The 23766-nt window shown below is 64.6% G+C and carries 21 protein-coding genes and 1 tRNA gene; 8 read left to right on the top strand and 14 right to left on the bottom strand.

Going from position 1 to position 23766, the window contains the following annotated elements; translation table 11 throughout:
* Positions 1 to 2 precede the first annotated feature (2 nt).
* Both RIA72_RS09275 and RIA72_RS09280 read right to left on the bottom strand, forming a co-directional pair.
* Positions 3 to 1607, bottom strand: coding sequence for a tetratricopeptide repeat protein (locus RIA72_RS09275; RefSeq protein ID WP_350031898.1), 1605 nt, complete (start codon positions 1605 to 1607; stop codon positions 3 to 5).
* 49 nt (positions 1608 to 1656) lie between these two features.
* Entirely contained in the window at positions 1657 to 3312 is a 1656-nt protein-coding gene (locus RIA72_RS09280; protein ID WP_350031899.1) for an electron transfer flavoprotein-ubiquinone oxidoreductase, read from the bottom strand.
* Between the two features lie 119 nt (positions 3313 to 3431).
* Between RIA72_RS09280 and RIA72_RS09285 the strand changes: the two genes are divergently transcribed.
* The 5 genes from RIA72_RS09285 (at position 3432) to RIA72_RS09305 (ending at position 8026) form a co-directional block, all read left to right on the top strand.
* A complete protein-coding gene (locus RIA72_RS09285) occupies positions 3432 to 4220 on the top strand; it encodes a uracil-DNA glycosylase family protein (RefSeq protein WP_350031900.1) in 789 nt (262 codons plus the stop codon).
* Between the two features lie 12 nt (positions 4221 to 4232).
* A complete protein-coding gene (locus RIA72_RS09290; protein ID WP_350031901.1) occupies positions 4233 to 5990 on the top strand; it encodes a lytic transglycosylase domain-containing protein in 1758 nt (585 codons plus the stop codon).
* Positions 5980 to 6504, top strand: a complete 525-nt coding sequence (gene moaB, locus RIA72_RS09295; protein WP_350031902.1) for a molybdenum cofactor biosynthesis protein B — start codon at positions 5980 to 5982, stop codon at positions 6502 to 6504. Before RIA72_RS09290 ends, moaB begins: the two co-directional genes overlap by 11 nt.
* 87 nt (positions 6505 to 6591) lie before the next feature.
* Complete coding sequence (locus RIA72_RS09300; protein WP_350031903.1) at positions 6592 to 7680, top strand: PA0069 family radical SAM protein; 1089 nt, start codon at positions 6592 to 6594, stop codon at positions 7678 to 7680.
* A 55-nt stretch (positions 7681 to 7735) separates the two neighbouring features.
* Positions 7736 to 8026, top strand: coding sequence for a GIY-YIG nuclease family protein (locus RIA72_RS09305; RefSeq protein WP_350031904.1), 291 nt, complete (start codon positions 7736 to 7738; stop codon positions 8024 to 8026).
* A gap of 45 nt (positions 8027 to 8071) precedes the next feature.
* Here RIA72_RS09305 and RIA72_RS09310 read toward each other — a convergent pair whose 3' ends face one another.
* The 7 genes from RIA72_RS09310 to RIA72_RS09340 all read right to left on the bottom strand — a co-directional run bounded on the left by RIA72_RS09310 (position 8072) and on the right by RIA72_RS09340 (position 16546).
* A complete protein-coding gene (locus RIA72_RS09310) occupies positions 8072 to 9676 on the bottom strand; it encodes a long-chain fatty acid--CoA ligase (RefSeq protein ID WP_350031905.1) in 1605 nt (534 codons plus the stop codon).
* 78 nt (positions 9677 to 9754) lie between these two features.
* The gene (dnaE, locus tag RIA72_RS09315; protein WP_350031906.1) at positions 9755 to 13243 is read right to left on the bottom strand and encodes a DNA polymerase III subunit alpha; all 3489 of its coding nucleotides are present in this window, start codon (positions 13241 to 13243) and stop codon (positions 9755 to 9757) included.
* Positions 13244 to 13291: 48 nt separating this feature from the next.
* A complete protein-coding gene (locus RIA72_RS09320; protein ID WP_350031907.1) occupies positions 13292 to 14155 on the bottom strand; it encodes an FAD:protein FMN transferase in 864 nt (287 codons plus the stop codon).
* 92 nt (positions 14156 to 14247) lie between these two features.
* A complete protein-coding gene (locus tag RIA72_RS09325) occupies positions 14248 to 15081 on the bottom strand; it encodes a DUF4198 domain-containing protein (protein WP_350031908.1) in 834 nt (277 codons plus the stop codon).
* Between the two features lie 19 nt (positions 15082 to 15100).
* Complete coding sequence (locus tag RIA72_RS09330) at positions 15101 to 15631, bottom strand: DUF2271 domain-containing protein (RefSeq protein ID WP_350031909.1); 531 nt, start codon at positions 15629 to 15631, stop codon at positions 15101 to 15103.
* 11 nt (positions 15632 to 15642) lie between these two features.
* Positions 15643 to 16287, bottom strand: a complete 645-nt coding sequence (locus tag RIA72_RS09335) for a PepSY-associated TM helix domain-containing protein (protein WP_350031910.1) — start codon at positions 16285 to 16287, stop codon at positions 15643 to 15645.
* Between the two features lie 166 nt (positions 16288 to 16453).
* A tRNA-Ser gene (locus RIA72_RS09340) sits at positions 16454 to 16546 on the bottom strand.
* A 241-nt stretch (positions 16547 to 16787) separates the two neighbouring features.
* Between RIA72_RS09340 and RIA72_RS09345 the strand changes: the two genes are divergently transcribed.
* Positions 16788 to 17564 (top strand): DUF1134 domain-containing protein, encoded by a 777-nt coding sequence (locus tag RIA72_RS09345; protein ID WP_350031911.1) that lies wholly within the window; start codon positions 16788 to 16790, stop codon positions 17562 to 17564.
* 409 nt (positions 17565 to 17973) lie between these two features.
* Here the strand turns inward: RIA72_RS09345 and RIA72_RS09350 are convergent, their stop codons facing one another.
* The 4 genes from RIA72_RS09350 to petA are packed head-to-tail and all read right to left on the bottom strand — an operon-like array spanning position 17974 to position 21244.
* Positions 17974 to 18528 carry an adenine phosphoribosyltransferase gene (locus RIA72_RS09350; RefSeq protein WP_350031912.1) on the bottom strand — a complete coding sequence of 185 codons (555 nt, stop codon included), beginning with the start codon at positions 18526 to 18528 and terminating at the stop codon, positions 17974 to 17976.
* 23 nt (positions 18529 to 18551) lie between these two features.
* Positions 18552 to 19361 (bottom strand): cytochrome c1, encoded by an 810-nt coding sequence (locus RIA72_RS09355; protein ID WP_350031913.1) that lies wholly within the window; start codon positions 19359 to 19361, stop codon positions 18552 to 18554.
* Positions 19362 to 19392: 31 nt separating this feature from the next.
* Positions 19393 to 20673, bottom strand: coding sequence for a cytochrome b (locus tag RIA72_RS09360; RefSeq protein ID WP_350031914.1), 1281 nt, complete (start codon positions 20671 to 20673; stop codon positions 19393 to 19395).
* Positions 20674 to 20686: 13 nt separating this feature from the next.
* Positions 20687 to 21244, bottom strand: coding sequence for a ubiquinol-cytochrome c reductase iron-sulfur subunit (gene petA / locus RIA72_RS09365; RefSeq protein WP_350031915.1), 558 nt, complete (start codon positions 21242 to 21244; stop codon positions 20687 to 20689).
* A 224-nt stretch (positions 21245 to 21468) separates the two neighbouring features.
* On the opposite strand from petA, the gene RIA72_RS09370 reads away from it, so the two are divergent.
* On the top strand, positions 21469 to 21927 hold the full coding sequence (locus RIA72_RS09370) for a tRNA (cytidine(34)-2'-O)-methyltransferase (protein WP_350031916.1): 459 nt from the start codon (positions 21469 to 21471) through the stop codon (positions 21925 to 21927).
* Positions 21924 to 22784, top strand: coding sequence for an oxygen-dependent coproporphyrinogen oxidase (gene hemF / locus RIA72_RS09375; RefSeq protein ID WP_350031917.1), 861 nt, complete (start codon positions 21924 to 21926; stop codon positions 22782 to 22784). Before RIA72_RS09370 ends, hemF begins: the two co-directional genes overlap by 4 nt.
* Before the next feature lie 52 nt (positions 22785 to 22836).
* Here the strand turns inward: hemF and RIA72_RS09380 are convergent, their stop codons facing one another.
* Complete coding sequence (locus tag RIA72_RS09380) at positions 22837 to 23718, bottom strand: hypothetical protein (RefSeq protein WP_350031918.1); 882 nt, start codon at positions 23716 to 23718, stop codon at positions 22837 to 22839.
* Between the last annotated feature and the right edge of the window lie 48 nt (positions 23719 to 23766).

Consider the following 23766-nt stretch of genomic DNA (forward strand, 5'->3'; position numbering starts at 1 on the left):
GCTCACGGCGCCACCGTCGCGGGGGTCAGGCCGTCGCGCAGCTTCGCCTCGATCCGCGTCGCCATGTCGGCGTCCGCCAGCAAAGCCGCCGCACGCCAGCTGTAGCGCGCCTGAAACTTGCGGCCCGCCTGCCAATAGGCATCGCCCAGATGCTCGACGATCACCGGATTGTCGGGCTCGCCCCGCTCCGCGCGTTCGAGCAATTCGACGGCATCGTCGGTGCGCCCGGTCAGGAAATAGGCCCAGCCGAGCGAGTCGGTGATGCTGGCATTCTGCGGCGCCTTTGCCCATGCCGCCTCGATCCGCGCGAGCGACTGCTTCACATCCTTGCGCCGTTCGAGCGCCGAGTAACCAGCGAAATTGAGGACGGTGGGATCGTCGGGCTGCAAGGCCACCGCGCGTTCAATCAGCGGCACCGCCGCATCCCATTCGTCCGCCTGGAGCTTCAGCTCCGCGCGCGCCAGCAACAGCGAGCTGCGCAGCGGATGGTCGCCTTTGCCCTGGTCCAGCGCAGCCTCAAGCCGTTCATAAGCACCTGCCGCCGCCTTGCGGTCGCCCGACCGCCGCGCCAGGTCGGCAAGGCGTACGAGCAAGCTGCGTGCGGCATCGCCCCTTGCGGCGGCCTCGGCGCGGCCGAGCGCGGCGGCGAGATCGCCGCTGTCGGCGATGAGCTCGGCCTGCCGCATCGCCAGCACCGCAGGCAGAGCGGCGCGGCTTGTATCGAGCAGCGCCACCGCCGCCTTGCTCTGGCCATCGCGCGTCAGCGCCTCGACCAGCGCCGCGCGCACCGTCCAATCGTCATCGTTCAGCCAGTGGGCCGCACGCGCGAAAAGCAGCGGCAGCTTCGTGCTGCCATTGGGCGTGCGTGCGAGCCCGTCGGCAAGCAGGCCGAGCCATTGTGCGGTCCCCGCGCGCGGGCTTGTCACCGGCTGGTCGGGCAGGAGCAGCATGGGATCTTCGCGCTCCCCGGCGGCCAGCGCGATACGGCGGCGGAGCCGTTCGGCCGCCGCACTCTCGCCTGCCTTCGCAAGCGTTGCCGCGGCGCGCAGACCGACGAGCTGGCTCATCCGGTCGCTGAGCGTAATGCTGTCCGCCAAGGTCGCAGCTTCGGCCGAACGCCCCGCGGCGGCCTGCACCATGACGGCCTGCAAAACGAGCGCCGGTTCGGGGCGCGCGCCGCGCGTCGGATCGATCAGGTGACGCTCGGGCCGCCGACTGCGCGCGCCGGCATCGATCCACGCCTGAAAGGTCGGCGCGATCACGCGTGCGATCGAGTCGGTTCCCGTCTTGTCAGGCCGCCCCGCGAGATAGGCGCGCGCGCCCTTCCAGTCCGACCGGCGCATCGCGTCGACGATCAGGACGAGCTGGGCATCGAAACGAAGATCCCCCGCGCTCCACAATCGCTGCGCGGCGCTGCGCGCGGCCACCAGATCGCCCGCCGCGATCGCCTGTTCCAGCATCCGGCCGCGTACGCCCGGAAGCCCCGGCGCAAGGCTCGCCACCACATTCAGCGCCGAGAGCGCTGCCGCGGGCGTCCCATTTTCTTCGGCCAGCCGGGCGCGGATCAGCGCGTTGAGCGTAGCTCCATCGCTTTCCGAAGCCGACACGGGCGCCGCTGTCGCCAGCGCGCCGGCGGCGAGCAAGCGACAGGCGGGCTTACATATTCGGATAATTGGGGCCTCCGCCGCCTTCTGGAGTGACCCAGTTGATATTCTGGGTCGGGTCCTTGATGTCGCACGTCTTGCAATGGACGCAATTCTGCGCGTTGATGACGAATTTCGGGTCGCCCTCTTCCTCGCCGACGATCTCATAGACCCCCGCCGGGCAATAGCGCTGCGCGGGTTCGTCATAAAGCGGCAGATTATATTCGACCGGGATCGACGGATCCTTGAGCTGAAGGTGGACCGGCTGGTCCTCTTCATGGTTGGTGTTCGACAGAAACACCGACGACAGGCGATCGAACGTCAGCACGCCGTCGGGCTTCGGATAATCGGGTTTGGGCATCATGTCGGCACGATAAAGCGTCTCATTGTCCGGATGATGCTTCATGGTGAAGGGCATTTTGATCTTGAGCGTTTCGGCCCACATCGTGATGCCCGCCAGGATCGTTCCGCCGAGATCGCCCCATTTTTCGACGAGCGGCAGCACGTTGCGAACGACGCTGAGCTCCTTCTTGACCCAGCTGTCGTCATAGGCCGCCTGATAGGCATCGAGCGTGTCGCCCGCGCGACCTGCGCTTACGGCGGCAAAAGCCGCCTCGGCCGCCATCATGCCCGACTTCATCGACGTATGCGTGCCCTTGATTCGCGGCACATTCAGGAAACCGGCGCTGTCGCCGATCAGCGCGCCGCCGGGGAAGGCAAGCTTGGGCACCGACTGATAGCCACCGTCGCTGATCGCGCGCGCGCCATAGGAAACGCGCTTGCCGCCCTTCAATATCTTCGCGATCTCGGGATGCGTCTTCCACTTCTGCATCTCCTGAAAGGGGGAGATGTGCGGATTGCGATAGTTGAGCCAGGTCACAAAACCCAGCGCGACCTGCCCGTTCGCCTGATGATAGAGGAAACCACCGCCGTTGGCATGTTCATCGAGCGGCCAGCCCTGCGTGTGGATCACGCGACCCGGCGCATGAAGTTCGGGGTCGATGTCCCACAATTCCTTGACGCCCAGGCCATAAACCTGCGGCTCGCAATCGGCGTCGAGCGCAAATTGCGGCTTGAGCATCTTGGTGAGGTGGCCGCGCACGCCCTCGGCAAAGAAGGTATATTTGGCGTGAAGTTCGAGCCCGGGGGCATAATCGCCCTTGTGGCTTCCGTCGCGCGCAATGCCCATATCGCCCGTCGCGACGCCTTTGACCGAGCCATCATCGTTATAGAGGATTTCCGCCGCCGCAAAACCGGGGAAGATTTCGACCCCCAGCCCCTCCGCCTGCTCGGCGAGCCAGCGGCAGAGATTGCCGAGGCTGCCGGTATAGGTGCCCGTGTTGTGCATGAAGCCCGGCGAGATGAACTCGGGGAGGTTGAATTTCTTGTTCTTGGTCAGCACCCAATGCTGGTTGTCGTTGACCGGCACCTCGGCGAGCGGGCAGCCCATGTCGCGCCACTCGGGCAATAGCTCGTCGAGCGACTTGGGGTCGATGACCGCACCCGACAGGATATGCGCGCCGACTTCGGACCCTTTTTCCAGGATACAAACCGACAGCTCGCTGCCCGCCTCGTTCGCCAGCTGCTTTAGGCGGATCGCCGCCGAAAGCCCCGCCGGACCCGCGCCGACGATGACCACGTCATAAGGCATCGATTCCCGTTCGCTCACCGCAAATCCCTTTCTGCCGTCCCCGCGCCGATCATTCATCGTGTCCGGCGCTCATTCTGTCACGAAATGCGATGCCCGCCAATTGACGCACCCGTCAACCTCCTGTTTCAAACATTTTCATGGGCGGGCAAAACTCGGCATTGCAGGCGGAAAGCTATTGCGACTGGTGGTCGCTGGCGGGCGTAGACACGCTCGTCGGCGAACAGCCCGCGGGGTGGCTTGCCATCCCGCCCGCGAATGACGCTGCGGCAAAGCGGCCGAAGCGCGCAGCTGAAGCACCCGCGGAACCGCCGCCGCTTCCCGCCGCGCTCCATCGCCAGCCAGTCGAACAGAATGCCGAACCCAGGGGGCCGGTGTCCATTCCCGGCGAATGGGACGATTTCCAGCGCTGGCTGGCGACGCACCCCGACGTTCCGGGCAGCCAGTGGGACGCACGCCGCGTGCTCCCCACCGGGCAAGCAGGCGCGCGGCTGATGCTGCTCACCGCATGGCCCGAAATCGACGATCAGCGCGAAGCACGGCTGTTCGCGGGACAGGCCGGCAAGCTGCTCGATGCAATGTTGCAGGCGATCGGCCTTAATCAAAGCCAATGCTATGTCGCCAGCCTTGCGGTCACGCGCCCGCCGGGCGGCCGGGTCGATGCGGCCGCCGCGGCCGAGCTTGAACGGCTGCTGGAACACCATCTTCGTCTCGCGGCACCGCAACGATTGCTGCTCGTCGGCAGCGACATCCTGCGCATGGCGGCGGGGACCGAGCTGCCCGATGCGCGCGGAAGGTTACTCGATATTAACCAGGGTGGCGACAAGGTGGAAACGGTAGCCGTCGCCCACCCTGCGATGCTGCTGGCCCGCGCGGCGCAGAAGGCGGCGGCGTGGGATAGCCTGAAACTGCTCAACCGGGGACGTTGAGAGATGCCGATCATGACCAGAAGCCTTTTTTCATTGGCCGCCACCGCCGCGGTCCTGGCCGCGGCGCCGGCCATCGCCGCCGACGCCGATCACCCTCCGTTCGCCGGCACGCCGCAAACGGTGTCCAGCATTTTGTCGGCGAAACAGAAACAGCTTTATACACAGATACTGGCGGCGATCCGCGGCGCGCGGTGGAGCGATGCCAAGGCGCTGCTTGACGGCGCGGACGCGGACCCGCTCACCGATTTTCTGCGCGCCGAGCTGCTCGTCGCCGCGAACAGTCCGCGTGCTGAAGTCGCCGACATCATGCCGATCCTTGCGCGCTCGCCGTTCATTCCCCAGGCGGCGCAACTCGGTCGCCTCGCTGCAAAGCGTGGCGCGACCGACATTCCGGCGCTGCCGACCGAGGCGCGCCTCACCTGGGCGGGCAGTGCGCCGCGGCGCGTTGGCGCCGATGCCGTCAGCAGCGATCCCGTTGCGGCGAGCCTTGCCAGCACCATCCCCGACCGCATTAAGAACGACGATCCGGCCGGCGCCGAGGCCTTGCTCAACGCGGTCGTCGACCAACTCAGTCCGCAAGCGCGCGCCGAATGGCGGCAAAAGGTCGCCTGGTCCTATTATATCGAGAATGACGACCGCAACGCGCTCCGCCTTGCGCTCGCGTGCACCGCCGACGGCGGCCCCTGGGGAACCCAGGGCGCCTGGGTCCAGGGTCTCGCCGCGTGGAGGCTCCACGACTATCGCACTGCGCTCGCCGCTTTCGACCGCGTTTCGCGCGAAGCGCCCGACAGCGAGCTGCGCGCCGCTGCCTATTATTGGGCCGCTCGCGCAGCGATCGCAGCGGGCGAACCCACCGCAGTTCAGTCGCGCCTCCGCTCCGCAGCCGCTAACGACGAAACGCTCTACGGCCTGCTCGCGGCCGAGACGCTGGGGATCGAAGCGAACAACCAGCGCGAGAATCTTCGCGCCGACCGCAGCGCGTGGCGCACACTCCAGCGCCTGCCCAATGTGCGGCTCGCCATGGCGCTGGCCGAACTTGGCGAGGAAGATTATGCCGGTGAAACGCTCCGCCATCAGGCGCGCATCGGCGCCCCGGATCAGCATGACGAGCTGATCGCGATGGCGGGCGCGCTCAGCCTGCCCGAAACGCAGCTTTACCTTGCGCATAACACTCCACACGGCCGCAAGCCCGCGATCCAGGCGCGCTATCCGCAGCCCAAATGGGAACCGAGCGGCGGCTGGCGCGTCGATCCGGCGCTCGTTTTTGCCCACACGCTTCAGGAATCGCGCTTTCGGCGCACGGCGGTCAGCAGCGCCGGGGCAACGGGCCTGATGCAGGTGCGTCCCGGCACAGCACGCGACATCGTGCGCTGGGATAGCGCGGTCGCGGCGCTCGGCGACCTCAAGACGCCCGCGGTCAACATGGATCTCGGCCAGCGCTATCTTCAATATCTCAGCCGCGAACCTGCAACGGGCGGCCTGCTCCCCAAGGTCATCGCCGCCTATAACGCCGGGCCCGCTCCGGTCGCCCGCTGGCAGAGCGAGATTCGCGACAATGGCGATCCCCTCCTCTATATCGAATCGATCCCCTATTGGGAAACGCGGGGCTATGTGGGTATCGTGCTGCGCAACTATTGGATGTACGAAGCGCAGCAGGGCAAAACCTCCGACAGCCGCGCCGCGCTTGCGCAGGGCAAATGGCCGCGCTTTCCCGATGGAAAGGATCGGACGCGCCTGAGCTGGGCCGGCAGTATTCCCGATGCCGATTGACGCGAGCCTGGACTTCAGGCCCGTTCGCATTGCGCTGCTGACGATTTCCGACAGCCGCAACGCCGCCGACGATCGCTCGGGGGACAAGCTCGAAGAACTGCTCACCGCCGCGGGACATATTCTCGCCGCGCGCGCGATCATCAGGGACGAGACCGACCTGATCGTCTCGCGTCTCCATAACTGGATCGACGACCCTGAGGTCGACGTCGTGATTGCCACCGGCGGTACCGGTCTGACCGGCCGCGACGTGACGCCCGAAGCGCTCCACCGCCTCGACGGCAAGGATATTCCGGGCTTCGGCGAGTTGTTCCGCTGGCTCAGCTACCAGACGATCGGCACGTCGACGATCCAGTCGCGCGCCTGCGCGGTCGTCGCCCGCGGCACCTATATCTTTGCGCTCCCGGGCTCGACGGGAGCCGTCACCGACGCATGGGAAGGCATTTTGTCGACCCAGCTCGACAGCCGATACAGGCCCTGCAATTTCGTTGAGCTGATCCCGCGGTTGACGGAGTAGCCTCCCCTTCCGTCATCCCGGCCTTCGCCGGGGTGACGATATACAATTGTTCTTTCTTTGTTCTGCGCGGTGCGATACCATCGCCAAGTGGAACCAGCCACCCCCCTCCCCCCGGTCGCCGGCCGCGGCGCGCCGACAAATCTGCGCCCGACACGAACCGGATCGGCCGAACGCATCGCCGATGGCGACTGGCTCGATGCGGCGGAGGAGATCGACGGCGAAGCGCCCAAGTTACGGACGACCGTAACCGTCGAGCATCCGAAGACGATCATCGCGCGCAACACATCACCCGACATCGGTTTCGACCGTTCGATCAACCCCTATCGCGGGTGCGAGCATGGATGCGTCTATTGCTATGCGCGTCCGACGCACGCTTTTCACGACCTGTCGCCTGGGCTCGATTTCGAAAGCCGGCTGTTCGCCAAACCCGACGCCGCGCGGCTCCTTCGGCACGAACTGGCGAAGCGCGGCTACAATCCCGCTCCACTCGCAATCGGCACCAACACCGACGGCTATCAGCCGATCGAGCGCGAATGGCGCATCACGCGAGAGGTGATCGAGGTGCTCGCCGAAACGCGGCACCCGCTGATCATCACGACCAAGTCCGACCGTGTGCTGCGTGACATCGACCTGCTTGCAGATATGGCCCGCGACAATCTGGTCGGCGTCGCCGTGTCGGTGACGACGCTTGATCCGCACATCGCACGAACGCTCGAACCGCGCGCGCCGCACCCGCGTCGCCGCCTTGCCGCGATCCGCACGCTGATCGACGCGGGGGTGCCAACACAGGTCAATATTTCGCCGATCATCCCGGCGATCACCGATCACGAGATTGAGGCGATCATGGCCGCCGCAGCGGAAGCGGGCGCGATCCGCGCCTCCTATATATTGATGCGCCTTCCGTTCGAGGTGGCGCCATTGTTCCGTGCCTGGCTCGACGCGCATTATCCGGACCGCGCGGCGAAGGTGATGCACATGGTCCAGGACATTCGCGGCGGGCGCGATAACGACCCCGGTTTTTTCACGCGCATGAAGGGACAGGGCGTCTGGGCGCAGCTCATTCGCGCGCGTGTGAAGCGCGCCGCGCGCGAACAGGGCATGGATCGCAGCTTCCCCCCGCTACGCAGCGATCTGTTCAAGACGCCCGAACGCGACGGGCAGATGGAGCTGTTCTGAAAACCCCGTCGCCCCCGCGAAGGCGGGGGCCGCCGACGTCATGGAGCGACCGTCGATGAGAAATGCCTATGCCTACATCATGACCAACAAGCCAATGGGAGTCCTTTACATCGGCGTGACGGACAACTTGCCGGTCCGGATTTCTGCTCATCGCGCCCGAACAGGATCGGAGTTCTGCAAAAGGTGGGGCTTAACGCGGCTGATTTATGCTGAGAGGTTCGATCGCATCGACGAAGCGATCTCCCGCGAGAAGGCCCTCAAGAAGTGGAATCGGGTGTGGAAATTGCGACTGATTTCCGAAGCCAACCCGGAATGGGTTGATCTGTTTGAGACCGTCAACGCTTGATCAAGACAGCCAGCGGCCCCCGCCTTCGCGGGGGCGACGCTGTGGTCACGCCTCCGCCAGCGACTTCAGCTTGTAATCCTTGTAATCATCGCGGATCTGCCGCTTCAAAATCTTGCCCGTTGCGGTGTGGGGCAGCTCGTCGACGAACACGACTTCGTCGGGCAGCCACCATTTGGCGACCCTGTCCTTCAGATAGTCGAGGATGCTCGTCTCGCTCACCTCGGCGCCCGGTTTCTTGACGATCAGCAGGATCGGCCGTTCGTCCCATTTGGGATGATAGACGCCGACCGCCGCCGCTTCCTGTACGCCCGGCGCGCCGACTGCGGCATTTTCCAGCTCGATCGAGCTGATCCATTCGCCGCCCGACTTGATGACGTCCTTCGCGCGGTCGGTGATCTGCATGACGCCGTCGGGATGGATCACCGACACGTCGCCCGTGTCGAACCAGCCATCGCTGTCCGCCGCATCGGCGTCGGCCTTGAAATAGCGCTGGACGATCCAGGGCCCGCGAATCTGGAGTCGCCCGCTCGTCTGGCCGTCGCGGGGCAGCTCCGCCCCCTCGTCGTCGACGATGCGCAGTTCGACCCCGAAGGGCGGGCACCCCTGGCGAGAGATGATGTCGACTTGTTCATCAAAGCTTAGCGCATCCCAGTTCCACGGCCGCTTGCCCATCGTCCCGATCGGGCTGGTTTCGGTCATCCCCCAGGCGTGACCGACATAGACGCCGGCTTTCATGAAGCGCTCGATCATCGCGCGGGGGGCCGCCGATCCACCGATGATGACGTGATGCAGCGCGCCATAATCCATCCCGGTCGCGTCCATATGCGCGAACATCGCGAGCCAGACGGTCGGCACGCCCGCGCTGTGGGTCACGCCTTCGGCATGCATCAGGTCGCACAGCGTCTGCGCGTCGTTGGTCGCCGAGAAAACAAGCTTCGCCCCCACGGTTGCCGCGGCGAAGGGAATGCCCCAGCTGTTCGCGTGGAACATCGGCACGATCGGCAGGATTACGCTGCGGCTCGACAGGTCAAAGGCGTCGGGCTGAATTTCGGTTATCGCGTGAATGACGTTCGAGCGATGCTCGTAAAGCACGCCCTTGGGATTTCCCGTCGTGCCGCTGGTGTAGCAAAGCCCCACGGGATCGCGCTCGTCGAGGGCGACCCATTGAAAGCCGTCGTCAGCAGCGGCGATCAGGTCGCGGTAGGATTTATAATCGCCCTGTGCCGGCGCATCGAACAGCACGAAATGCTCGACGGTTGGCAGCTGGTCGCGCAACCGCTCGACGATCGGAAGGAATGCCGCGTCAAAGAAAAGGACACGGTCCTCGGCGTGGTTGATGATATAAACAAGCTGTTCGTCGAACAGCCGCGGGTTCACCGTATGCAGAACGCCGCCCATCCCGGCGGTGCCGTACCAGCTCACCAGATGATGACCGTGGTTCATCGCCAGCGTCGCGATGCGGTCGCCCTTCTTCATCCCCAGCTTCACCATCGCGGCGGCAAAGCGCCGCGCGTCGGCGCCAACTTGGCCCCAGTTGGATCGCGTTATGCTCCCGTCGGCCCATCGCGATATGATTTCGCGCTCCGCATGTTCGCGTGCGGCGTGATCGATCAGGCTGGTGACAAGCAGCGGCTGGCCCTGCATTCCCATGGTGCGGCATCCTCAATTTTTGTCGTTGCCGTTCGGGAATAGGGCGCGATAGCGCCGCTGCGCAAGGGTCAAAGCGTGTCAGCGCGCGCGGAACTCGCGCGGCGCTGCCAGCGACAACTCAACATCGGAAACGCCTGCGACCATGTCGAGCCTCGCGGCCGTATCGGGACCGAGCGCAAAGCCGCGCCCCAGATCGATCCGTATATCCGCTTCCGTCAGGGGATCGCGCGTCGCGACGACGACGCGCCCGCGCGCATCGCCGCGCCGTTCGAGCAGGCCCGCCATTTCGGCGATCGCGTCGGGCAAGTCGACGCGGCACAAAAGCTGAAGCGAGGCGGTCGCCGCGATTTCGGCGAGCGGCTGTGCGCCGCGAACGGTCACGCGCGGCGTCTCTTCGCCTTCGAGCAGGTCGAGTTCGACCGACAGCAAGGCGCAGCCCCCGTCACCCGCCAGGCCTTCGAGCACCTTGCCCGCAGCTTCGTCGAAACAGCTCGATTGGAACTGCCCGCTGCGGTCGGACAGCGTCAGATTGAGAAAGCGGTTCCCGCGCTGCGATACGCGCGCCCGCGCGCTTTCGACCATTGCCGCCATCATCATGGGGATGCGGGTGCCCGGCGTCATTTCGATATTTTCGCAAATATCGCCATAGGTGCGCGCGCCGCGCGCCGACAATATCGCTTCATATTGTTCGACCGGGTGCGCCGAAAAATAGAAACCGAACGCTTCCTTCTCGCGCGTCATCCGCTCGGCCAGCGTCCAGGGTTCGGCCGCGGGCAATTGGAGCACCGGCGCAATCGCAATGTCGCCGCCGAACAGACCGCCCTGCCCCGTCGATCGTTCGTGCGCCGACGCGTTTGCGCAGGCGAGCAGGGCCTCGGCGCCGGCAAAGGCGCGCGGACGGTCGGGTTCGACGCAATCGAACGCGCCCGCTCCGGCGAGCGCCTCGATCTGGCGGCGATTGAGCAGCTTGGGATCAATGCGGCCCGCAAAATCATCAAGCGACGCGAAATCACCCTTTGTCCGCCGCTCCGCCACCAGCGCTTCCATCGCCTTTTCGCCGACCCCTTTCAGCGCACCCAAGGCATAGCGCACCGCCAGGCCGGCATCGGTACGCCCGACCGAGAAATCGGCTTCGCTTTCGTTGATCGACGGCGGTGCGACGTCGATGCCCAGCCGCCGCATATCGTCGATGAATACCGACAATTTATCGGTCTGGTGGCTGTCGAACGACATCGACGCCGCGAAAAACTCGTGCGGATAATGCGCCTTCAACCATGCGGTCTGGTAGGAAAGCAGGGCATAAGCCGCCGCGTGGCTCTTGTTGAAGCCATAGCCCGCGAACTTGTCGATCAAGTCGAACAGCTCGTTCGCTGTCTTTGCGTCGATGCCATTATGCTCGCCGCACCCCTTTACGAAGGTTTCGCGCTGCGCGTCCATTTCTGCCTGGATCTTCTTGCCCATCGCGCGGCGGAGCAGGTCGGCGCCGCCAAGGCTGTAGCCCGCCAGGATCTGCGCGGCCTGCATCACCTGTTCCTGATAAACGAAGATGCCGTAGGTTTCGGCGAGAATGCCTTCGAGCAGCGGGTGCGGATAGGCGATCGGCTCGCGCCCGTTCTTGCGCGCGCCGAACAGGGGGATATTGTCCATCGGCCCCGGACGATAGAGCGCGACGAGCGCGATGATGTCGCCGAAATTGGTCGGTTTCACTGCCGACAGCGTGCGCCGCATTCCTTCGGATTCGAGCTGGAACACCCCGACCGTGTCGCCGCGCTGGAGCAATTCGTAAACGCCGCTGTCGTCCCAGCCCAACGTATCGAGATCGACGTCGATCCCGCGCAGCGCGAGCAGCCGCCGCGCCTCCTTGAGCACCGACAGCGTTTTCAGGCCCAGGAAGTCGAATTTCACGAGCCCCGCGGTCTCGACATATTTCATGTCGAATTGCGTCACCGGCATGTCCGAACGCGGGTCGCGATAGAGCGGAACAAGCTGGTCGAGCGGGCGGTCGCCGATCACGACCCCCGCGGCGTGGGTCGAACTGTGGCGCGGCAGGCCTTCGAGTTGCCGTGCCATGTCGAACAGGCGGCGCACCCCGTCGTCCTGCTTATATTCGGTCATCAGCTCCGAAACGCCGTTCAGCGCGCGCTCGAGCGTCCACGGATCGGTCGGATGGTTCGGCACCAGCTTCGCCAGCCGGTCGACCTGGCCATAGCTCATCTGGAGCACACGCCCCGTGTCCTTCAGCACCGCGCGCGCCTTGAGCTTACCAAAGGTGATGATCTGCGCGACCGTATCGCGCCCGTATTTTTCCTGCACATAGCGGATCACTTCGCCGCGCCGCGTTTCGCAGAAGTCGATGTCGAAGTCGGGCATCGACACGCGTTCGGGGTTGAGGAATCGCTCGAACAGCAGCCCCAGTTTCAACGGGTCGAGGTCGGTGATCGTCAGCGCCCAGGCGACGACGCTGCCGGCGCCCGATCCGCGCCCCGGCCCCACCGGAATATCCTGTGCCTTCGCCCATTTGATGAAGTCGGCAACGATCAGGAAGTAACCGGGAAAGCCCATTTGCGTGATGACATCGACCTCAAAGTCGAGCCGCTCGACATAGGCCTGCCGCTCCTCGGCCGTCAGGTCGGGATAGAGCGCCAGCCGCGCCGCCAGCCCGGCATGGGCGTCGGCCTTCAGCTGCGCCGCTTCCCCCTCGCGGTCGCCGGCAAGGCTCGGCAAAATTGGTTTGCGCTTCGGCGCCATGAAGGCGCATCGCTGCGCGACGACCAACGTGTTGCGGATCGCTTCGGGCAGATCCGAAAAAGCGTCCTCCATCGCTTCGGCCGATTTCAGCCACGCCTCGGGGTTGCTCGATCGGCGATCCTCGCTCTCGACATAGGCCGATTGCGCGATGCACAGCATCGCATCGTGCGCGGGGTGGAACTGCGGCTCGACAAATTGCGCGGGGTTGGTCGCGACCAGCGGCAGCGCGCGGGCATAGGCCATATCGATCAGCGCGCTTTCGGCCGCCTGCTCGGTGGCATCGCCGCGGCGCGACAGCTCGATATAGAGCCGCCCTGTGAAAAGCGCCTCCAACTGCTCGATATAATTCTGTGCGGCCGTCTGCTGCTCACCCGCAAGCAAGCGCGCCAGCGCGCCTTCGCCGCCACCCGTGAGGCAGATGAGCCCATCGGTCTTGCCGGCGAGATCGGCCAGCGTGACATGCGGCTCCTGCTCGACCGGGCGGCCGAGATGCGCGTGGGACACCAGCGCACAAAGATTGTTATATCCCGTCTCGTCCTGCGCATAGAGCGCCAGCCAGTCGATCAGCGGTGCGCCGTTCGCCAGCCGCTGTCCCGGCCGCGCGACGCTCAGCAACGCGCCGACGATCGGTTGCACCCCCGCCGCCGCGCACGCATCACCGAATGCCATGACGCCGTAAAGCCCGTTGCGGTCGGCGACCGCAATCGCCGGAAACCCGCGTTCGCGCGCTGCTTTTGCGATATTCTTGGGGTCGATCGCCCCCTCAAGCATCGTGAAACTGGAAAAAACGCGCAGGGGAACAAAGGGGCTATAGGCCATCCGCCGACGCTAACGCCCCGTCGATGATTCGACCAGCAGAAGTGAACGTCAGTCCAGCATCGCGCGCCATGCGCGCGACACATGCTCGCGGCCGCGCGCGATTACGCAGGCGGCAAGCCCCTGCTCATCGGCGAGCGCGATGGCCGCAGCCGGACCAAGCACGGTCAGCGCAGTCGCCCAGCCGTCGGCCATCATGCAACTGCGATGGACCACCGTGGCCGACGATACGCCGTTGACGATCGGCCGCTCCGTCGCGGGGTCGAAGCTGTGCGAATAATCGCGCCCGCCGTCGGAGAAGCGGCGCCGATAGCTGCCCGACGTCGCCACCGACAAATCGTGCAATGCGACGCGCCATGGGGGCAGCGAAACCGCCGGGGGCATCTCGACATCGACCCACCAGGGTTGGCCATCGGGCCGAATGCCTTCGCCGCGCAATTCGCCGCCGATTTCGAGCAGGAAATGCCGCACGCCCTGCGCCAACAGCCATTCGGCAGCCAGGTCGACAGCATAGCCCTTGGCAATGCCCGACAAATCGAGGGCCGCCTCGCCCGTGCGCCGCACGCGCTGCTTCGCGGCATCGAACTCGATTGCACCGCCTTTTGTCCCCGCATCGGCGGGAACGCGGCCGACCGGGCCGGCGGCACCGAAACCCCAGGCGTCGGTCAGCCGGCCCAGGCCGGGATCAAAGGCACCGCGGCTCGCCTGTGCGATGCCGAAAGCTGCCCGCAGGACATGGGCAAGCTCCGCCGCCACCGGATGCCATATCCCTGGCGGATCGCGGTTGATGCGCGACAGCGCGGACGCCGCGTCCCACTGGCTCATCTGCGCGATAACGACGTCGAACGCCGCCTTCACACCGCGCGCTACCCCCTCGGGCGGCGCCACGGCGTGCAGCGACCAGCACGTCCCCATCGTTTCGCCGACGATGCTTTCGATCGCAGCCTCCGCATCGCGCGCGGCAAAAGCAGCGGGGGTCAGCGCCTTGGGGATCAGAACGCGGTCGGTCAGGGGGCCAGAACCTCAAGCGTCGTCACATAACTCGCGCGACGCTGCGGCCCTGCCGCCGCCGCGGCGTCTTCCTCGCGTCCGGCACGCGGTGTTGTCACATTCAGCCAATAGAGGCCCGGTTCGGGCCAGTTGATCTCGACCTTGCCGTCGGCGTCGGTCTGAAAATCCAGCTGGCCCAGCTGGTCACGATAGCGGATGCCGCCGGGAATGACCGTGACGGGCAGCCCCGCGACAGGCTTTCCGTCGAGCAGGAACTGAAAGGTTGCGGCCTCGCCCGCGAACAGGTCGTTGGGATGGGTCACGGGCACAAGCTCGATCCCCTTGCCGGTCGGTACGAACAGGTTCGTCGTCGGCTCGCCCACCGTCACGAAAATTTCGTTGCGATTGTTCGATTCGGCGGTCCTCACGTTGGTCGCGCCCGCGGGGATACGCTCGGCGAGGTTCGCCGTCGTGGTACCGCGCGGCAGGCGCTCGGTCTTGCCGTTCAGATCATAGCTGCCCATCACGCCGTCGACGACCGAAGCGATGCGCCACGTACCCTTCTGGGTCAGATGGACGTCGAAGGTGCTGCGATAGCGACCCGTCGCCTTGTTTTCGATCGCGGCTTCGTTGCCGTCCGGCGCCCACGCCTTCATCGCATCGAGGCGCAGCGGCTGGTGCTCGAAATAGAAAAGATCGTTCGAGACCGCGGCATCGACCGTAACCCACACGTCGTCGCCCGACAGGACGGTCGACGAAGGCATCATCCACTGACGGTGCGCCGACGCCGGAACGGCGGCAAGGGCCGAAAGCGCGGCGGCCGCAGCGAAACCCCAAATTCGCGTCTTCATATCCCAGTTCCTTTCAATATCAACGGAAGGCGATCGAAACCGCGCCCAATTCGCTCGTCCCGGCGGCACGGCCGCCCGCGCTCGCCTTTGCCGGCCAGCTGAAAGGGATGCGCAGCAGTTCGCGCCCGCCGACTTCGCGTGCGGCTTCGACGACGAGCGTATATTGGCCGGCGTCGGTCGCGCCGAGCTGCACGCGCGAAAAGGAAATCTTGTGCGCGCCGGGTGCGCGCGTGGCGCCGGTGATGCCGTTGGCGGGAAAGCTCATCGACCGGCCCGCCGCGCGCCACCACTGGCGGACGTCGCGGAGCCATTTGGTGCCCTCATTGGCCTTCATGTCATGGTCGTACCAGACCGCGACGGTCTTTGCCTTCGAACCCGGCTTTTCCACCCAGATGGCGACATAGGGTTTGTGATATTCGGCGACCTTCAATCGCGGAATATGGATCGTCACGTCCATCGTGCCGGGGTTCGCGGCAACCGCGGGGGCGACCAGAACGGCACCAAGGCCGATCGTGCCGCCAAGGATGCGCGCGGGGGTGGCAAGCTGCATGTCTGGTCTCCCTAGTGGATGAAGATGATCGCGATCGCGGCGGGAATCGCGAGACCGGCGCCGACAAGCGGCCAGGTGCTGCGCCGCTTGGCCGCGTGAAGCTGGAGGAGAAAGAGGCCGGTTATGGCGAAAACGACGCAAGCAAAGGCAAAAATGTCGATGAACAGGCTCCACTCGCCGCCCGAATTGCGCCCCTTGTGCAAATCGTTGAGATAAGAGATCCAGCCGCGATCGGTGATTTCACCCGTCGCCGCACCCGTCATACGGTCGATGGCCACCCACCCGTCGCCGCCAGGACGCGGCGCGGGCAAATAGACTTCGTCGGGCGACCATTCCGCCTCTGCCCGGGCCTTGACCGGAAAGGCCGCTTCGACCCAGTCGGCGATCGCGGGTGGCAATTTGGCCGCTCCGTCGGCCGGTCCGGTGCGCAACGCCGAAAGCATGGGCGCCGGCATCTGCGCGGTCCTTTCGACCGTGACGGGCGCGCTTTCGATCTCGGCAGCGTGATTGAGCGTAAAGCCCGTAATGGCAAAGAGCAGGAGGCCGATCAGGCTGACGGCCGAGCTCATCCAGTGCCACATGTGCAGCTGTTTCAGCCAAAAGGCCTTGCGGTTCTTTTTCTTCGCCGCCGGTTTGGGCGTGATCGGTGCGTGCATCGAAGCGGATCTTATTCAGTTGGACGCCGCGCATTATCGAGAACGATTCGCAATTACAATTAAATTCCACGATAGCGAGCAGCGCGGCCGAGCGTCGTCACCCGCCCCACGAGCATCAACAGCTTTGCTTGCACGCTTGAGCCTGATCGTTCCCAGAGAAAGGAGGTGGCGGAGACGGAGGGATTCGAACCCTCGGTACCGGATTTACCAGTACGACGGTTTAGCAAACCGTTGGTTTCAGCCACTCACCCACGTCTCCGCATGGTCTGCCGCGCTAACGGCAGGTTTGGCCTAGGGGGGTCGCTATAGCCATGCGCTTCGTGCCTCGCAACGCCAAAGATCGTCCATTTTTTACCGTGCGGCCGTCATTTTGCCGCACAATCGATTCGATCCGGCGCAAAATCGACTCAGGTCATCGCCCGTTCATTGCCCGCCCGCCAAAGCGAGTCATGATTAACGCGGGATCGCTTTCGCGGCGCCGAGATATTTGGGGGTCACCTATGCACAAGACATTCACCAGCCTGGCCTTGGCGACATTGGCGTCGGTCGGCCTTGCGCTGACGCCGGTTCCGGCGGCTGCGCAGATGCGCGAGATCGATCCAAACAATATGCGGATCGATTCCGACCTCGATAATCCGCCGCCGCCGCCGACGGCCGGAGACCCGGTATCGAGCGAATCCTATGACAGCGACCTCGCCACCGGCGACGAGCAGACGAGCGAAGTCGTCGACCCGCCCGCCGCGGCCGGAACAAACAGCGATGCAACGGCGGCAACCGTCGCGGCAGACACCGATTCGACCTACAAAAAGGATGATCTGATCGGCGCCGCCGAAGGCGTGTTCGGCAAGGGCGCCCAGGGCCTCGCCGCGATGATCGAGGACATATTGAAGAAGCAGGGCGAGCCCAACGCCTATATCGTCGGGCGCGAGGCCGGCGGCGCGCTCGTGCTCGGCGTGCGCTACGGGTCGGGAACGCTGCACCACAAGATCGAGGGCGAACTGCCCGCCTATTGGACCGGCCCGTCGGTCGGTTTCGACGCCGGTGCCAATGCCGGCAACACCTTCGTCCTCGTCTACAACCTCTTCGACAGCGAAGACCTCTACAAGCGGTATCCGGCGGGCGAAGGCGCCGCCTATCTCGTCGGCGGCTTCAACGCCAGCTACCTGCGCCGCGGCGACGTCGTGCTGATCCCCATCCGCGTCGGCGTCGGGGCGCGCCTCGGCGCCAATGTCGGCTATATGAAGTTCCGCAAGAAGCAGAACTGGGTGCCCTTCTGAGAACACCCGTTTGCCACGGGGGCGACAGCCCGCGCTTCGGCGCGGGCTTTTGCCTTGCCGGTAACAGCCGCTAACGACCGAAAGCTGCCCTAAACTCTATCGTCATCCCGGCGCAGGCCGGGATGACGGATAAAGAAAGGTCGGAAACCACCCCAAAGCCGACATCCCCTGCGCAAAAAGCACTGTCCTACATGACCCGGCTGTGTCAGCCATGGTTCTGGCCATTTCAACATGTGGACAAAAGCGGACGCCCCTGGGTTCGAGCAGGCGGGCCGATCCGGTCACCGCCCACCCGCCTCCGGGCACAACCGAACGGGGTCTGCACAAGGCTGACCTTTCCTGACCTTTGGCGGGACCAATTACGCCGGGGGCTGCGCAGATCGCTCATCACCCCAGTTCCGGCGCATCGCTAATCGCCGTCGAACGCGATCAGCGTCTCACAGGGCAATCCCGCCGCCCCCAGCCGCGCCGATCCGCCCAGATCGGGAAGATCGATAACAAAGAGAGCCGCTGCCACCTCGGCGCCCACGCTGCGCATCAGCGCCGCCGTGGCGAGAATCGTGCCGCCCGTGGCGAGCAGGTCGTCGACCAGCACGACGCGGTGCCCGGGCAGGACGGCGCCTTCGTGGAGCTCCAGCCGGTCGGTGCCATATTCAAGCTCATAGTCGACGCCGATCGTCACCCCCGGCAGCTTGCCCGCCTTGCGCACCGGCACGACGCCCAGTCCCATCGTGGTCGCCATCGCGGCGCCGAACAGAAAGCCGCGCGCTTCGACGGCAACGATAAGGTCGGGGCGATAGGCCGCGGCACGGGCGCTCAGACGCCGGACGCTTTCGCCGAAACCGGCGGCGTCGCCGATCAGCGTCGTGATGTCGCGAAACTGGATGCCGGGCTTGGGAAAATCGGCGATCGTGCGGACGAGCGACGCGAGGTCGAGGTCCGGCTGGGGCGGGAGGGCGATCATCGGCTGGTCGCCCTCCCCGGCCCTCAATGCTTCTTGTCGGCCCAGATGTTCCGGTACGACAAATATGTCAGCACGGTGAAGATCAGCAGGAAGCCGATCACCGCCCAGCCGACTTGCACGCGCTTCACGAGCTTGGGTTCGGCGGTCCAGACGAGGAAGGCGGTGACGTCCTTCGCCATCTGATCGACGCTCGCCTTCGTGCCGTCGGCATAGGTCACCTGCCCGTCCGACAGCGGCTTCGCCATCGCAAGGTTCAGGTTGGGGAAATAGGGGTTGTAGTGCAGCCCCGTGCCCGGCTTGAGTTCCTTCGGCAGGTTCGCCGGCGGGTTCTGATAACCGGTGAGCAGCGAATAGACATAATCCTTGCCGCCTTCGCGTGCCTTGGTGATCAGCGACAGGTCTGGCGGGAGCGCATTGTTGTTCGCAGCACGCGCCGCGACTTCATTCGCATAGGGTGCCGGGAAATGATCCGACGGCAGGCCGTCGCGCGTCGCCGGTTCGCCGGTGTCGGGGTTGACCGACGGCACCTGGAAACCCTTGGCGAACGTCTTCACCTGGCCTTCGGTGTAACCCAGATCCTGAATGTTGCGGAAGGCGACGAGGTCAAGGCTGTGGCAGGCCGAGCAGACCTCTTTGTACACCTGCATCCCGCGCTGGAGCTGCGCCACATCCCAGTGCGGCATCAACCCGTCGCTGGCGAGCTTCAGGTGCCGCGGATGCTTGACGAAACTATAGGCGGCATTGGGTTCATTCTTCAGCGGCGTCGTGAAAATCGCAAAGACGAGCGCCGTGATGAAACCCAGACCGACGAGAAAACCGAGCGGACGAACCATGGCTGTATCAGCTCCTATAAAAGTCCGGCGCTCAGGCCGTGGCCGCCGACGTGTCGTCGGCATGCTTTGCAAGGACCGCTTCCGTGATCGAATTGGGCATCGGAAGCGGGCGCTCGATGCGCGAGACGATCGGCAGAATGATCAGGAAATGCGCGAAGTAATAAGCCGCACCAATCTGGCTCAAAATGACCCACGGCTGTTCGGCAGGCATCTTGCCGCAGATCGCGAGCAGGACGACGTCGGCCACAAGCACCCAGAAGAAGATGCGATAGAGCGGACGATAGTTCGACGATTTCACCGGCGAACTGTCGAGCCAGGGCAGGAAGAACAGCACGGCGATCGAAGCGAACATCGCGATGACGCCCCACAGCTTCGCGTCGATCCACAGGAAGTTGAAGGTGAAGGCGCGCAGGATCGCATAGAAGGGCCAGAAGTACCATTCGGGGACGATATGCGCCGGCGTCGAGAGCGGATTCGCGGGGATATAGTTATCCGCGTGGCCGAGAAGGTTCGGCGTGAAGAAGGTCAGCGCGGCAAAGACGAGCAGGAAAATCCCGACGCCGAAGCCGTCCTTCGCGGTGTAATAGGGGTGGAACGGCACCGTGTCCTGTTCGTCCTTCACCTCGATACCCGTCGGGTTCGACGAGCCCGGAATGTGCAGCGCCCAGATGTGGAGGATGATGACCCCCGCGATCACGAAGGGCAGCAGATAGTGCAACGAGAAGAAACGGTTGAGCGCGGCGTTATCGGGCGCAAAACCGCCGAGCAGCCAGACACGGATCGGCTCGCCGACGACGGGTATCGCCGAGAAGAAGCCCGTGATCACCTGTGCGCCCCAGAAGCTCATCTGACCCCAGGGAAGCACATAGCCCATGAACGCGGTCGCCATCATCAACAGGAAGATCACGACGCCGAGCAGCCACACCATTTCGCGCGGCGCCTTGTACGACCCGTAATAAAGGCCGCGGAAGATGTGCAGATAGACGACGATGAAGAACATGCTCGCGCCGTTCATATGCGCGTAGCGGATGAACCAGCCGGCGTTGACGTCGCGCATGATATGCTCGACCGAATTGAACGCGACACCCGCATTGGCGGCATAATGCATCGCAAGCACGATTCCGGTGACGATCTGGATCACCAGCGCGGCGCCGGCCAGAACACCGAAATTCCAGAAATAGTTGAGATTGCGCGGCACGGGATAACCGGCGCCGATCGCATTATAGACGAGACGCGGCAGCGGCAGCTTCTCGTCCAGCCACTTCATCAGCGGCTGTTTGGGTTCATAGTGCTTGGCCCAGGGAAAGCTCATCTTATCTCGCTCCTCAGCCGATCGTCACGACGGTGTCGCTGGTGAATTCATAAGGCGGCACGACCAGATTGGTCGGCGCCGGGCCTTTGCGGATGCGTGCCGCGGTGTCGTAGTGCGACCCGTGGCACGGACAGAAATAGCCGCCGAAATCGCCGCGATTCTCGCCCTCGGCCGCACCGAGCGGCACGCAGCCGAGGTGGGTGCAGACGCCCAGAGTGATCAGCCAGTTTTCCTTGCCGGGCTTGGTACGCTCGGCGAGCGTCTGGGCGTCGCGCAAATCGCTCATCGGTACATTGTTCGCCTCGGCGATCTCGGCCGCGGTCAGGTTGCGCACGAACACCGGCTGCTTGCGCCAGCTGGTCTTGATCGCCTGCCCCGTCCCGATCGCCGAAATATCGATCTCGGTCGACGACAGCGCCAGCACATCGGCCGACGGGTTCATCTGGTTGACGAGCGGCACCACGACCGCAACCGCCCCGACCCCAGCGAAACTCACCGCCGCAATGTTGATGAAATCCCGGCGGCGTACGCCATCCTCGATACCGGCGTTGAGTTCAGTTTCACTGGCCATTCGACTGCCCTTGTATGGGTGAACCAAAAATCGTTCTCGAAGGAATGACCGCCCCTGTTGCACGCGCACGAAAACGCACAACCCGGCGGCCCCTCCGGGAATTGCGGGCCTGATAGCGGCACTGTCCGGGCTTGCCAACAGGCAATTTCCGCTTCGTTCGCCGGGGGACGGGCACCCCGCCAAACCTCTCGATTCGCACAAGCTTCAGGATTATGGGCATCGGCATGGAGATCGCGCTGTTCCAACCCGATATCGCCGGCAATGTCGGCACGATATTGCGCACCGCTGCTTGTTTTGGCGTGCCTGCGCACATCATCGAACCCTGCGGATTCCCCTTTGGCGATGCCGCGCTGCGGCGGGCAGGCATGGACTATGCCGTCCGCGCCAATGTGCGGCGCCACGCCGATTGGAAGGCCTTTTCGGCATGGTCGCAAGGCGTTGACGCGCGAACGGTCCTGTTGACGACCGGTGGCGCGGCGCCCCTCCCCCGCTTCACCTTCGAAGCCAATGACATTCTGCTGTTCGGGTCGGAAAGCGCCGGCGTTCCGCCGCATGTTCACGCCGCGACCCGCCACCGGGTCGCGATTCCGATGCAGCCGGGCTTTCGATCCTTGAATGTCGCGGTCGCGGCTGGCATCGCGCTCGCCGAAGCGCTCCGGCAAACGAAAGGTTTTCCCGCATGATCACGCTCGACCCGCAGCAGCAGACCGCGCGCGACTGGTTCGAATCGCTCCGCGACCGTATCTGCGCCGAGTTCGAGGCGATCGAGGCCGAAGCGGGCAGCGACGCGCGCTTTGCCTATACGCCGTGGGACCGCGAGGCCGAAGGGGTCGAGCCCGGCGAAGGCGGCGGCGGCGTGCGCGGTGTGATGACGGGCGCGGTCTTTGAAAAGGTCGGCGTCAATGTCTCCACCGTCGGCGGGCAATTTGCCCCCGACTTTGCCGCGTCGATTCACGGCGCGGGCGAAGACCCCAGCTTCTTTGCCACGGGTATCAGCCTCGTCGCGCATATGGCGAACCCGCATGTGCCCGCGGTTCATATGAACACGCGTTTCCTTGTCACCACGAAGCGCTGGTTCGGCGGTGGCGCCGATCTCAACCCGCCGATTCCCTATGATGAGGATACCGCCGCCTTTCACGCGCGCCTGCGCGCCGCCTGTGCGCCCTTCGGGCCCGAGGTTTATGAACGCTATGCCAAATGGGCCGAGGATTATTTCTACATTCCGCACCGCGGCGTTCACCGCGGCGTCGGCGGCATCTTCTACGATCATCTCGAATGCGGCGACGATGCCGAGTATGATCGCAATTTCCAGCTGACCCAGGCGGTCGGCGAAGCCTTCCTCGACATCTTTCCGCAAATCGTGCGGCGCCGGATGAACCAGCCGTTCACCGACGCCGAGCGCGAGGCGCAGCTCGTCTGGCGCGGCCGCTATGCCGAGTTCAACCTGGTCTACGACCGCGGGACGTTGTTTGGGCTCAAGACCGGCGGGAATATCGACGCCATCCTGATGAGCCTGCCCCCGCTCGCCAAGTGGAGCTGACAAAAGGGACGCCCCGTTCCCGAAGCGCCCCGCGTTCGAATGACCGCTCCGATCAGGCGAAAATATCCCCGGATGCGCGCGGAGCGATGGCGCGATAGACGCCGACCGGCATCGAGAAAGACAACATGATGACCGGCAGATAGACGAGCGCCGCCATCACGATCATCGTCAGTACCGCCCCTGCGGCCGATCCACCTGCCACTGCGCCCAGAATTCCGCCAAAGATCATGCCCGCAACGATGGCATAGGCGAGGACGCCGATGGTGAAGATCAGGTAGAAGCCGACGATCACCCATTGCGACGCGCCGGTCAGCCGCCACGATTCGCCGAGTCCGGTGACCGGATTGCGCGTCAGGCGATCGGCCATCACCGGCCCTGCGACCATGAAGCGGCCCTGGAGCCACAGCATGAAGACGATGATCGCGATATAGACGAGCACCATTACGAAGATCGCACCGCCGCCGATGGCTCCGGCGCCGCCCGATTCCAGCGCGGCAGGCGAAAAGGCCCCCATACCGCCGAGCGCCGTCCCAAAAATCAGCATCAGGATGAGCATGACGATGAAGATGGCGATATAGGCGGCGATCATAATCACGATCATGCCAAAGGCCAGCGCCGGTCCCGCTTGAACCGCCCATCCGAAATTTGGGGCTTCGCCGGGGTGCATCCCGCCGCGCCAGATCAGCATCGACACGGCATAAAAAATGACCGCCGCGATCAATGCGAACAAGCCGATCCTGCCAAATGCGCCGATCGCCACCGACGGGTCGTTGGGCGCCATCGCCATTGCCGAAAAGGTCGATCCAAGGACCAGATAGCCCAGCAGCCCGACGAGGATCAGCGCGCCGCCGACCCACATGAGCATCTGCACCCAATTGGCCTTGAGAAACGCGAACGTCTCCGAAAAGACGCCGCCTATCGTCATCTTGTTCATCTCACTTCCCCCTGTTGTCGAACCATCCTTCTTGCAAATTCGATACGG

The organism is Sphingopyxis sp. (assembly GCF_040216815.1).
GTDB lineage: Bacteria > Pseudomonadota > Alphaproteobacteria > Sphingomonadales > Sphingomonadaceae > Sphingopyxis.